This is a genomic window from Chitinophaga niastensis, from assembly GCF_003014755.1.
Lineage (GTDB): Bacteria > Bacteroidota > Bacteroidia > Chitinophagales > Chitinophagaceae > Chitinophaga > Chitinophaga niastensis.
Window position 1 is genome coordinate 634,075 of record NZ_PYAW01000003.1, and the last position, 13,070, is coordinate 647,144.

11 protein-coding genes and 1 tRNA gene are annotated in these 13,070 nt (G+C 42.1%); 6 read left to right on the forward strand and 6 right to left on the reverse strand.

Translation table 11 applies throughout. From position 1 onward, the window contains the following. The first annotated feature begins 182 nt into the window (after positions 1-182). A complete protein-coding gene (locus CLV51_RS17220; protein ID WP_106529293.1) occupies positions 183-2,621 on the forward strand; it encodes an outer membrane beta-barrel family protein in 2,439 nt (812 codons plus the stop codon). Between the two features lie 79 nt (positions 2,622-2,700). Here CLV51_RS17220 and CLV51_RS17225 read toward each other — a convergent pair whose 3' ends face one another. Both CLV51_RS17225 and CLV51_RS17230 read right to left on the reverse strand, forming a co-directional pair. Next, positions 2,701-3,546, reverse strand: coding sequence for a sugar phosphate isomerase/epimerase family protein (locus CLV51_RS17225; protein WP_106529294.1), 846 nt, complete (start codon positions 3,544-3,546; stop codon positions 2,701-2,703). Positions 3,547-3,780: 234 nt separating this feature from the next. After that, positions 3,781-4,170: a YciI family protein gene (locus CLV51_RS17230; protein WP_106529295.1), complete on the reverse strand. Its 390-nt coding sequence runs from the start codon at positions 4,168-4,170 to the stop codon at positions 3,781-3,783. Between the two features lie 184 nt (positions 4,171-4,354). Between CLV51_RS17230 and CLV51_RS17235 the strand changes: the two genes are divergently transcribed. Then, entirely contained in the window at positions 4,355-6,262 is a 1,908-nt protein-coding gene (locus CLV51_RS17235) for an AAA domain-containing protein (protein WP_106529296.1), read from the forward strand. On the opposite strand, the gene CLV51_RS17240 is transcribed toward CLV51_RS17235, so the two are convergent. The 4 genes from CLV51_RS17240 to CLV51_RS17255 form a co-directional block, all read right to left on the reverse strand. After that, on the reverse strand, positions 6,249-7,175 hold the full coding sequence (locus CLV51_RS17240) for an alpha/beta fold hydrolase (protein ID WP_106529297.1): 927 nt from the start codon (positions 7,173-7,175) through the stop codon (positions 6,249-6,251). The two genes, CLV51_RS17235 and CLV51_RS17240, sit on opposite strands and share 14 nt — an antisense overlap. A gap of 551 nt (positions 7,176-7,726) precedes the next feature. Beyond that, positions 7,727-8,284 carry an RNA polymerase sigma factor gene (locus CLV51_RS17245; RefSeq protein WP_106529298.1) on the reverse strand — a complete coding sequence of 186 codons (558 nt, stop codon included), beginning with the start codon at positions 8,282-8,284 and terminating at the stop codon, positions 7,727-7,729. A 158-nt stretch (positions 8,285-8,442) separates the two neighbouring features. Further along, entirely contained in the window at positions 8,443-9,537 is a 1,095-nt protein-coding gene (locus CLV51_RS17250; protein WP_106529299.1) for an oxidoreductase, read from the reverse strand. Between the two features lie 84 nt (positions 9,538-9,621). After that, on the reverse strand, positions 9,622-10,068 hold the full coding sequence (locus CLV51_RS17255) for a Crp/Fnr family transcriptional regulator (protein ID WP_106529300.1): 447 nt from the start codon (positions 10,066-10,068) through the stop codon (positions 9,622-9,624). A gap of 108 nt (positions 10,069-10,176) precedes the next feature. Between CLV51_RS17255 and CLV51_RS17260 the strand changes: the two genes are divergently transcribed. The 4 genes from CLV51_RS17260 to CLV51_RS17275 all read left to right on the forward strand — a co-directional run bounded on the left by CLV51_RS17260 (position 10,177) and on the right by CLV51_RS17275 (position 13,012). Beyond that, complete coding sequence (locus CLV51_RS17260) at positions 10,177-10,812, forward strand: LysE family translocator (protein WP_106529301.1); 636 nt, start codon at positions 10,177-10,179, stop codon at positions 10,810-10,812. Positions 10,813-10,927: 115 nt separating this feature from the next. Next, positions 10,928-11,377 (forward strand): KTSC domain-containing protein, encoded by a 450-nt coding sequence (locus CLV51_RS17265; protein WP_106529302.1) that lies wholly within the window; start codon positions 10,928-10,930, stop codon positions 11,375-11,377. 131 nt (positions 11,378-11,508) lie between these two features. Beyond that, positions 11,509-11,592: transfer RNA gene (locus CLV51_RS17270), tRNA-Leu, on the forward strand. Between the two features lie 616 nt (positions 11,593-12,208). Then, positions 12,209-13,012, forward strand: coding sequence for an SDR family NAD(P)-dependent oxidoreductase (locus tag CLV51_RS17275; protein WP_106529303.1), 804 nt, complete (start codon positions 12,209-12,211; stop codon positions 13,010-13,012). The last annotated feature ends 58 nt before the right edge of the window (positions 13,013-13,070 follow it).

The window sequence follows — 13,070 nt, forward strand, 5'->3', positions numbered from 1 at the left end:
TTATACTATTTTTCCGGCTATCATCGGGTCATAGTAGACGAACAAGCGAAACTACCGCCTGAATCACTACCCTCTGCCCTTCAAAACGGGTTTATCATGCGGATAGTGCGTTATGACGATGATGCAGTTGTATATATCACCTGCTCAATTTTCAGGTTCATATAATCGCGATCATTGGGTAAATGAAAAAAACAAGCATCATATTAGTCCTGTTTTTAGGCTCCGGAACGCTGTTACAAGCGCAAATATCTGATACAGGAATTATTAAGGGCCGTGTAGTTGACCAACAAGCCTTCCTGTTACCGGATGCCACCGTATTGCTGAAAGCTACCCGGGATTCAGGGATATATCGTACAGCACTTAGTCGGCAGGATGGTAAATTTTCTTTTAGCCAGGTAAAGGCAGGCAACTATTTTATAGAGATCAGCAGGATAGGTTTTGAGAAATTAATAACCCCTGCAATAAACATAAACGAGACAAATACAGGCACCGATCTGGGAGAATTAACTTTAAAGAGCGTATCAAAAATGCTTGCCGGGGTTACTGTTAAAGGGAATGCTCCCCTGATCGAAAGACAAATCGATAAAACGGTTGTAAATACCGATAACAGTATTATCAGCGCCGGCTCCACTGTTTTGGAGATGATGCAAAAATTGCCCGGCGTTCAAATGACAACAGAAGGACAGCTCACGTTGAACGGGAAATCTGGTGTTAATGTATATATTGATGGAAAGGCCACTTATCTGTCTGCCGGAGATCTCGCCAATTTGTTGAACGGCATGTCTTCCTCCACCATTCAAAAAGTTGAGATCATGACCAATCCGTCTGCTAAATACGATGCAACAGGCACAGGTGGGATTATCAATATTGTGAAAAAGAAAAATCATAAAGAAGGTTTAAACGGCAGTGTAAACGGGAGCGTGGGGCAGAGCCATTATGGCAAATACAACGGTAGTTTCACGATAGGTTATAAAAACCAATATTATAACCTGTTTTTTAATAACACCTTCTCTTATAATAAAACGCTTTTCAACAGGATCGTCAGCAGTAATATTTTAAATGATGATCATTCTCTGCTAACAGAACAGGTATCGGATAATAATAACATCAATATCAACAAAACATACCGTCCTACGCTGGGTATCGATCTTTATCTTTCTAAAAAAACTATCCTTAGCTTATCCGGTACCGCAAGCACAGGGCTTTCGAAAGATCAGACCATTTCCATAATGGATATACTGGATGGTAGCCGGAAGCAAATAAACCGCGCGCTTTTCACCAGTAATATCAAAGGCCCATCTTCCAATTATACCATCGATATGCAGCTGGTACATCAAATAGATACGCTGGGAAAGGAACTCTCCATAGATATGGATTATGCTGATTACCGGAATACCCCCGCACAAAACAATGTAAATATTTTACATGATGCCGGTGGTAACTTTATCAGCGAATCCGATGCCCTATTGCAACAGCACCGGCAATTAAATATCTATGCCGCAAAAGCCGATTATGTTCAACCACTGAAAAACGAAGGCCGACTGGAAGCTGGCTGGAAATCAAGCTATGTAAAAGCCATTAATGATAATACCTATTATAATCAAACCGGCGGGCAAAACATTATTGACACTGCGCAAAGTAATTATACTGTTAATGAAGAAATGATCAATGCCGTTTATATTAATATCAACAAGGTTTATAAAAAGCTTACCGTACAAGCAGGGCTCAGGGCTGAACAGACCATCACTAAAGGAAAACAATTACCCGCCGGCCAGCTTGTTGAGCGAAACTATTTACAGCTGTTTCCTACCTTGTTTTTTGATTATAAATTGAATGATCAAAATAGATTCAACATTAAATCAGGCAGAAGAACAGAGCGTGCGGCTTATTCAGAGATGGTGCCATTTCGGCGGCCACTCACACCCACACTGTATTTCCAGGGCAATCCGGATTTAAAGCCGCAACTCTCCTATCATAGTGAACTTACGTGGTCTTATCAAAATACTTTTTTCATCACATTGGGCTATGATATTTACCGGGATTATATCCGCACATTGCCTTTCCTGGATACCAATAAGATCAACATCACCAGAAGACCTACCAATATTCAAGGGGCGCATTCCTGGAATATAGATTTCTCTTATTCCAAAAAAATCACCAACTGGTGGTCTACTGATAACACTTTATCTGTTTATAAAAATGCTTTCAATGGAGATGTGAATGGTTTCCGGCTGGATGATCATGGCATTTCATCTATCTACTTAAATTGCAATAATAGTTTTCAGATCAATAACAAATTATCAGCGGAATGTTATTTTGAGTATAACTCCAAACGTCAATTGGTGACGTCCACTTTTGGTCCCTACTCCATCCTGAGTGTTGGCGTAAAACGGCTGGTACTGGCTAACAAAGGAACTATCAGTATCAATGCAAACAATATACTGCAACGTGAGGGGCATAATGCCATTGACAGGTACAGCAATTTATATCAGTACTCTTACTGGAGATATTACACCAGGTCTGTGAGTGTTAATTTTATTTATCGTTTCGGAAATGGAAAGGGTGTTAAGATGCGTAATGATGCCGGGGCTTCTGATGAGCAGAAACGTGCAGGAAATTGAGTTTCCTTACTTCTCGTTCACCCCAGAGTAAGTGAAAAAGCCTTGCAATCCCAATGATTACAAGGCTTTAATTTTGTGCTTATCCGCGGTCAACTGTATTGATCACTCCTTTTAAATAGCCGGTGGACTCAGCTATTCCCGGTAAAGGGTCATTCATATCTTTTTCAAATTCTATACTGCAAATACCCTGGTACTTAATTTTTTCCAGTGCCTTTATCAATCCGTCAAAGTCAATCACGCCTCTCCCTATTTCTGTGGCTTTTCCATCTTTTTCCGCCGCTGTAACATCTTTGATATGCAGATCAAAGATCCTGTTTTTGTAAGCCAGGATGGCCTTACCCGGCTCCTCCCCGGCTCTGGTGGCATGGCCGATATCAAGACAAATACCCATCCGGGCATCTCTGTTCTTAATCTGGTCATATACATTCTTTGGCCCCGGATAAAGTTTATCTTCCGGACCATGATTATGGATAGCGAGCCTGATATTTGTTGCTTTTACTTTTTCTTCCGCATAATCAAGGAGATCAGGATTAGGAACACCTACTATTAACGACATGCCTACCCTTTTGGCATAATCAAACGCATCATCAACCGCCTTCTTTGATTTCATGTAAATGACTCCAACAGCATACACCTCAATACCAGCGGCTTTGTATTTGGATAATACCTCCTGAATTTTCTCCGGACTGCTATCCAATGACAAATGAATATCTTTTAAGGAAATGTATTTAATGTTTACCCTGTTCATGATAGCAATGGATTGGTCCACATCAAATTTCGCAAACGTGTAACCTGCTATTCCTACCTGTAAAGGTTTTTTATCAATATTACTTTTACCTGTAGCAGCTGCCGCTACAAATGGCGAAACAGTAGTTGCCGCCATGCCCAATGCCGTTTGCAGTAAGAAGTTCCTTCTTGAAGACATATGTTTGATTGATTTATTTTAAAATTTTTATTTCGATTTGTTGCCGTAAACAGCCGTTCAATCTAATTGTACAGGACTGTGCCAACGATGAAATCATTACAAGGAACAACATTTTTTACAATACTTCTATTATTGGTCGCCTCCATTCATCACATTTATGGCGCCATTATATATGATACTCCCTGTCGGATGCATATCATTTTCATTGCTCTCACTGTGATGATCCTGGTGTATCTACCGGTTATGTTTTTTAGGATATTCAAAACCGGTAGATGCTTCTTTCATTTTAACCGGACGGACTTCAATTTTCGCCAGCTTGCTATAAGCGAATTCAGGATTGCCTTTAGCAATAGCAATCGCTGCTTCTATATCTTCTGCCAGCACGTGATAGTAGCCAACAATAATTTCGCTGCCTTCGTGATAAGGGCCTTCTTTCCATGCACCGGGCGTGCCGGAAATCATTTTCCCTTCTCTTATAAGTGGCTGAGCACTTATGAGTGCTCCCTTCTTTACCAGTTTTTCAATGTAGATCTCACAATCCTTTAAAAATAACTGGTGTTGCTCAGGCGAAAGCCCGGTTTTCTGGTCGCCTTCATTGCGAATAAGTAACATGAATTCTTTCATCTTACAATTATTTTTTAATTAAAACCAGTAAACTAACGATCGGAATTTATGCAGCCAGTGCAGGATGTCTTTTAGTTTCCCCTGCTTACTACAGGGTGTTATAGTTAAGTTAAGATATTTTTTTAACTAATACCAGAAATGCCATCCGCTTCTTTAACAATCAGGAACCCCCTACCTTTGCAGGATGGAATATTTCAAAAAGCTACTGGATCTATTAAAAACCGAGCGGGAAGAGGACCGGAAATCATACCAGCAACTGACGGAAAGCTCCTCTGTATCGGAGCGCAGGGCCAATGGACTTACCTGGTATCCTATTGCTATCAGGGGCTCAGAAATGAGCAGGGGTGATTATCTGACGGTAGAAATTGAGCGCACCACCCACCAGGATATTCCACATCAGCTACGTTTTGGTGTATCTGCAGTGCTTTTTTCCAATCATGATCCAAAAAAAGATAATATAGAAGGCACCATCTCTTATCAGGGTGGCAGCCGGCTTAAACTCACGTTACGCACGGATGAGCTGCCGGAATGGGCCAGCGACGGGAAATTAGGCGTTGATCTCCTTTTTGACGATAATAGTTATGATGAAATGCAGAATGCCCTTAAACTGGCTACTACACTCAATGACAAGCCGGAAGAAGGACGCCTGATAAAAATCCTGACGGGTGAAAAACCACCTACCTTTCAAACAGCCATTCCTTCTTTTGCCAGCACTACATTAAATGCTTCACAAAAGACAGCAGTAGATAAAATCTTAGCAGCCAACGACCTGGCTATCGTGCATGGCCCGCCGGGAACCGGTAAAACCACCACACTGGTACAGGCTATCAAAGCACTGATCAAACAGGATCACAAACAAATATTGGTGGTAGCGCCCAGTAATACGGCAGTAGACCTGCTGAGTGAAAAATTATCTGAAGAAGGACTGAACGTGCTTCGTGTAGGCAATCCTGCCCGCGTTTCCGAGCGATTGATGTCGTTAACGCTGGATAGCAAAATGGCGGAACATCCCAGTGTCAAAGAAATAAAGCGGCTGAAAAAACAAGCCAATGAGTTCAGGGATATGGCGCATAAATACAAGCGCAATTTTGGCAAAGCAGAAAGAGACCAACGCAAAGCACTCTTTGATGAAGCACGCAAGATCATCAAGGAAGTGGGCAATACAGAGCAATACATCATTGATGACCTGGTAGCTAAGGCACAGGTCATTACCGCCACCCTGGTAGGCGCTAATCATTATACCGTACGGAATCTTAAATACCAGACCATTGTAATAGATGAAGCAGGACAAGCCCTCGAACCGGCCTGCTGGATACCTATCCTAAAGGCGCAGAAAGTAGTTTTAGCCGGCGATCATTGCCAGTTATCCCCTACTATTAAGTCGGATGAAGCAGCCAGGAAAGGATTGAGTACCACCCTGCTGGAAAAATGTGTAGCCATGCATCCGGAAGCGGTTGTTTTACTGGAAGAACAGTACCGTATGCATGAAATCATTATGGGCTATTCTTCCAGCATCTTTTATGAAGATAAATTAAAGGCACATGCTTCTGTTGCGCAACATTTGTTGTTTTCAGCAGATACACCACTGGCATTTGTAGATACCGCCGGTTGTGGTTTCGATGAAAAAACAGCAGGTACCAGTACTACTAATCCGGAAGAAGCGGCGTTCCTGTTTAAACATCTCACACAACTCGTTACTGAACTGGGTGCGTATTATCAACCCGGAGATTTTCCTACCATTGCGGTCATCTCTCCCTATAAACAACAAATTCAGCTACTGAAAGAACAGTTGTTGCATTCGCCTGTACTACAACCTTATGGAGATAAAATCTCCGTAAATACGATTGATAGTTTTCAGGGCCAGGAACGCGACATCGTGTATATCAGTATGACGCGCAGCAACACAGAAAATAAAATCGGTTTTCTGTCGGATATCCGTCGCATGAATGTGGCTATGACCAGGGCCAGAAAAAAACTGGTGGTGATTGGTGATAGCGGAACGCTCTCCCAATTGGGCTTCTATGCTAATTTCATCAGCTATGCAGAAAATAAAAATGCGTATAAGAGTGCATGGGAATTTATGGATGTTTAATTAATGCCTGCATCACCATGTTGAGTTGTTTATAAAAATCCTGTTGTTGTTCAAACATAGGAAAATGACCGGATGCCTGGACCCAGTGCAATACAATATCAGGGCGAATTATTTTTAGTTCGTAGGTATAGAAAGATAGAGGGTCCTGCCTGCCGGCAATCACTTGTATCGGGCCTGTGTAATGATATAATGTTTTACTCAGGTCGTAATGAATGCGAATGAGATCACTCACCATCAGCTGCTGCATCGTAGTGTTGGGCTTAGCTACGTAAATCTTTGCCAACAGGCTGTCGATGATCGTTTTGTTATAAACATAAGCCAGTCGCACAGTTCTGTTATACTGTGCAGAATCAGCGGCACCAGCCTTTCCTGCTTCCATCTTTTTTTCCAGCGAATCCATTAAAGCCAGGTCTGAAACACCCAATTTTCCCCGCAGATTATTGACATGTGTAGTAAAAAAATCCGGATCAAATTTGTAATAGCCGGGAGATGCCAACACCAACGACTTCACCTTTTCCGGATACTTTGCGGCAAAACTCATGGCCAGCATAGCGCCCCAGGAATGCCCATAGATCACTACCTGTTTTAAGTCAAGATGATTCATCAAACGATTCAGATCGTCCAGTGCTGATTGCATATTGATGGTAGTAGAATCCATCGGCACAGGAATAGATAACCCGGTACCACGTTGCTCCGGTAAAATACTCTTGTAATGCTTACCCAGCTCGATTGCTACTTCTTCCTGTTGCAGACAGGAATTACCTGGTCCGCCAGACAAGACAATGACAGGCTCACCCTGACCATAAGTGTGATAGTAGAGATAACCATTGGTGTATTTGATGGAGTCCAGTTGTTGTGCGTTGGCATGCAGTACACAACATGGTAAAAGAGTGAGCAGATAAAAGAGTTTCATAAGATGTAAGTTAAATATTTAAGCGCGAAGATTTAGCGGATATTGTCTTTTTCAGGATTAGGCTGATTATGATGATTACGCTGATTATTTTTTGTAAGATTTAAAAAGATTCGCGAAGATTTAGCGGATATTGTCTTTTTCAGGATTAGGCTGATTATAATGATTACACTGATTATTTTTTGTAAGATTTAAAAAGATTCGCGAAGATTTTAGCGGATAATGTCTTTTTCAGGATTAGGCTGATTATGATGATTACACTGATTTTTTTTATAAGATTTAAAAAAGATTCGCGAAGATTTTAGCGGATAATGTCTGAACCAGGATTTAACGGATTGAATGGATTACCCTGATGGGTGTTATGTTGAGTATTAGAGAGATATAAGCGAATATCTCCGCTACAATCTTCGGCACCCATCAGGGTAATCCATTCAATCCGTTAAATCCTGGTTCAGACATTATCCGCTAAAATCTTCGCAAATCTTTTTAAATCTTACAAAAAATAATCAGTGTAATCATCATAATCAGCCTAATCCTGAAAAAGACAACATCCGCTACAGCAATCTATGTACTGCTACCAATACTAACACCAGTTCCCCATTCGTAATAAGCTCCTGTTTAAGCAGTCGTATGGCTTTACTCATATGTTTTTCCACCATACTAACGGAGACGGACATACGTAGAGATATTTCACGATAAGATAAGCCCTCTTCCCGGTGTAACAGATAAACCTGCCGGCAATTATCCGGTAGCTGTGCAATGGCTGTATCCAGCGCCTGTAAAGATGCACGGGAATTTTCTGCGGGGAGGGTAATCAATTGATGAGCTTCTTCCTGCACCGTTTCCAGCCAGGCCGTATCTTCTTTCATACGGCGACGGATGACATCTATCAACAGGTTGCGTGCAATGGTTTTGAGTAGGGGTAATGCTTTTTCTATATCCTGAATATCTCCCATCCGTTCCCAGACTTTCAGATAAGATTGCTGCATGAGGTCCTGCAACAAATGCGTGTCCTGTGTATAACTATGGAGATAATTATACAGCCTGTCGCGGGAGGCGTGGTATAATTTTGTGAAGACAAGTTCCTTATTATACGTAGTTGCATCGGACATAAGTATTACAAATATAGGATGCCCCTCCCTGAAATATAGTATTACCAAATTGTTAATTACTTCCTTTCGCAGTGTTTTTGACGGAAGCAAACAGCCGCCGGGAGATTACAGGGAAGTACAATACCCCGCAGACATATTGTTTTGTCTGCGGGGTATTTTTATACCAATACATCCGCTTCTGCTACTGGCGGAAAAGGTTCGCCCATAACATGCTCAAAATCGCGTGTGGGGATACCATTAGAAACATGTGTGGGCCAGTCGGGGTTGGCCAGTGCTGCTTTGCCTAACGCAATAAAATCAGCGTGTCCTTCTTCAATTACTCTTTTGGCAATAGTCAGGTCATGCAGCCCACCATTAGCGATTACCGGTTTGTTTGCTATTCGTTTAGCCATGCCTGTTAGTGACTCTCCTGTTGTATAGAAACCCACTGTATCCCAGGTACCTCCTTCTGCTGAAATATGTACATAGGAAGGAGCCGCTTTATTTACTTCTTCCAGGATAGCTGCTGCAGTGGCTGCACCTGCGGCCCATCTGTAGGTATAATTATTCACCTTTCCTTCGGACAGGCGCAAACCGATGATAAAATTGGCCGGTACTGCTTTTTTAATGCCTGCAATAATTTCTGCGATAATACGGAACCTGTTTAGAATAGTACCACCATAATCATCATCCCGGAGGTTAGTATAATCTGTTAAGAACTGATCCAGCAAATAACCGTTGGCCGCATGAATTTCGATGCCAGCAAAACCGGCCAGCGCAGCGCGTTGCGCTGATGCTACATAACCTGCTATTACTGCTTTAATATCGGGAACGGACATAGCAGCAGGTATTGGAAAGGGTCCGTCTCCCCCACCGTAGGAACGCAGCTTTCTGCCCAGGGGTTCAATTACGCTGGGCGCCTGTGTATGTTGCAAATGCTGCGATATAGCCCCGGCATGCATGAGCTGTGCAATAAACAATGCCCCATGTGATTTTATCTTTGCGGCTAATGATGCCCAGTTGTCTGTTTGTTCGGGTGTAACCAAACCCGGCTGATGCGGATATGCCTGGCTGGCGATATTATCTGTGTATAAGCCTTCGGAGATGATGATACCGAAGCCACCGCGGGCAAAATTTTCATAGTAGGCGTGCATAGCCGCAGTAGGTACGCCCTGCAATGTAGCGCTGGCGCGACTCATAGGAGCTACCACCGTTCTGTTTTTAATATGCTGTTGTGCTAATTCAAATGTTTCGAAAACAGGATGTATTGTCATGTTAGTAGATTTAAGGCAAAGTTGCCGGATTTGCCTCCCTCCTCCATTGACATTTGGTAATAAATAATTGTAACAAAGATCACCTTAGTCCTTCGTTATTTTATTACGGATACGGCTCAACGATTCCCTGGTGATGCCGAGATAAGCAGCGATCTGGTGCTGTGGCAGTCTGGCTTCCAGGTAGGGGTATCTGCTGGTTAATTCCTGGTACCTGTCTGCAGCAGGCTTCTGCCCTTCCAGCACATCGATATTGAATAATGATGGTTTATTGGTGAGCATACTATCGAGGTCGGTGATCCACCATCCTTCTATGCTGAATTGCAATACATTTTCTTTTCCTTCTATATCTATTTCAAATTGTCTGCAACAACCGCTGAGCACAAAAAATTCGTACCTGCAAATCTGGCCTTCCTGCAACAGGTATTGATGCCGGCGGGTTTTCACTGCATCAAAAAAATCAGGGATACGTTTTTGTTCTTCTTCCGTCAGTGTTACATGTTTTAAAATACTTTCTATCAGCAGGTGCGCCATTCGGGTGAAATTTAATAGTTATGGTAAAGGTACTTCTGCTTTTATTTCTTTCGCAAGTCTTATCTTGCACTGTTTTTTTTAATTTTCCTACACTTTAATTGAAAAACGATGATACCTGTCAGCCAATTACTCCTTTTTGCATTTACTGCGCTGCTTATGGTGTTAGTGCCCGGACCTAACATGATTTACCTGATTTCAAGATCTGTTACGCAGGGAAAAAAGGCAGGTATGATTTCCCTGGCAGGGGTGGCCTGTGGGTTCCTGTTTCACATTACGCTGGTGTCGTTTGGCTTAACGGCTGTATTATTTGCTGTTCCCTTTGCTTATACCGTGCTGAAAGCCACTGGCAGCGGCTATCTCCTGTATCTGGCCTGGCAGGCGGTTAAACCGGGCGGTAAAGGCATGTTTGACACCGACAAGCAACCGGAGGCCGACAAACCGCTGAAACTATTCAGTATGGGGCTTTTTACCAATGTGCTCAATCCTAAGGTGGCCGTATTTTATTTATCTTTCTTTCCTCAGTTTATCAAGCCGGCGTATGGATCTATACTTGGACAGAGTTTTATGCTGGGTTTTATGCAAATAACCATCAGCTTCACAGTAAATCTATTCATCATTTTATCTGCTACAAAAGTAACCCGTTGGTTTGCTGCTAATCCAAAGTGGGTACGCATGCAGCGATGGTTTATGGCCAGTGTATTTAGTGGTCTTGCGCTAAAAATGGCCTTAGACAAGGGGAAATAAATCAGGCATTTACTTGTCAGGAGCTTAAAATACCGTACCTTTGCAGGTTTTTCGGGTAAAATAAATAATGCACTGTTCCTTTTGAGCAGTCTATTTATTTGAGAATAAATACATTATGAGTAAAATAGTTGATTACAGAAAGCTTTTGGGCGTTACCAAAACCACTGAAGTAAAGGAATTAAAGACCATCTACAGGAATTTAATGAAAGAGTGGCACCCTGACAAGTTTGAAGGTGAGGAAGAGGATAAAAAGCAGGAAGCAGAGGCAAAGAGTAAAGAACTGATTGAAGCGTATCATTTTTTAGTGAGCATTGCTCCTGAAACAATTGCGGCAGCACTTCCACAATATACAGAAACGATTTCCGCTTCTACCATTATGGATTTCTCTTATCTGAAACAAACATTGCAGCTTACTTTCCAGGACGGCAGTAGTTACGAATATCTTGATGTACCCAAAGCATTGTACATTAAGCTGGTTAACTCTGATACACCGGGAAGATTTTGCCGCAGACATATCTATCATGAATTTGTATACCGTAAGGTAAGCAAGGCGGTTGAAGTATAGTCAACTGATAAAAACGTATAGTCGTTTCCGTGTTATGGTCATTGATAGCAAAGATTTTTCTCGAAAGATGAAAAAAAATTTGGCAAAATGCTTTCTCTGCCTATCTTTGCACCCCTGACACAATATCAGTTGCCCAGATGGCGAAATTGGTAGACGCACTGTGTTCAGGTCGCAGCGCTCGCAAGGGTGTGCTGGTTCGAATCCAGTTCTGGGCACGTAGAAGCCTTGTAAGTAATTGACTTACAAGGCTTTTTTAATGCTGTCAAGTGTCATTTTCCACGCTTCCTCCCACTATTGTTGACACACCAATTTATTCACCTACTCTCGGGTAATATTTTGTATTTGTGTTTACGAAAAAGGCGTTCTAAAAATTCTTCCAACCAAATTACAAGAGGAAAATTATTTCTAAATTTTGTCAGCTATCTCTTAGCCAGTTTGTCAGCTATGACAACGTCTGTGAAAAAATTTAATAAAGTTTTTTACTCACTCTTTTTCACACTTATTCCCAGTTTTAAAAGTATATGCGAAGATGCCTCCAAATTGGCTACCATGGCGTATTTGTTGTGCTATGATTTTAGTAATCCTAAAAACATGAACCTATGAACATGCAAAAAAGATTGAGTAAGAAAGGAGATAAAATCACATTTTACTATGACTTTGGACGCGGTCCTGGTCAGCGTCCGACAACTGGGATCTTTATCTATACACACCCAAAAGATCAGGAAGCATTAAATTACTTGTAATCAATAATTTATATCGAATTTTAAAATTATTTCACAAAAACCCGATCGTTTTGCGCGGCTAAATCGTCAAAAGATAAAGCCAAACAAAATGAACAATTTAAAAGACAAAGTAGCTGTGGTATTTGCGGCATCGGGAGAAATTGCAGGAGTAGTTGCCCGTTCATTCGCCCAACATGGGGCAAAGGTGTATGTCACCGCCAAGAACCTGAATGCTGTAAAAGCTTTGGCAGAAGAGATCGAAGCCAATGGCGGACACGCGGAAGCAGGCAAAGTGGATGCATTGAACGAGACCGAGATCGACAGCTATTTACAAAAGGTCATTACAGAGAATGGAAAATTGGATATGGTATTCAATGGTATCGGGAGCTACTACCAGGATGCGGGTAGCGGCACACCTACGACAATAGCCACTTTCGAGCAATTCCTGAATCCTTTACAAAGGATTTGTGGGTCGCAGTTCCTTACTTCGAGGGTCGCTGCAAGGCATATGATCCAATCCGGGTCCGAGGGCACCATCTTACTGTTTAACGCATCTATGGCGAGGACTAAGACCCCCAATATGGCAGGATTCGCCGCCGCCTGCGCGGCCATAGAAGGATTGACGAGGGTAATGGCTGCCGAATTTGGCCAGCATGGGATCAAGGCGATCTGCATTTGCTCCGGCGCCTTGATGGAGACGAAAAAGATATCCGGAATGATCAATGATTTTTCCAAACTCGCAGGCATTTCCCCGGAAGAAATGGCTTTGAACTACACAAGGTTTGATATCCTGAAATCAGGGCCGACATTGAAACAACTAGGCGAGACAGCCGCCTTCCTGGTTTCTGAAAATGGGGTAGCTTTCAATAGTCATGTTGTCGATTTTGATTGCGGAAAAGTAAATGTATTATAATATATTTATTTATCGGGTTGCAGTCTTCCTGCAACCCGCTTTATTATAAAGCACTAAA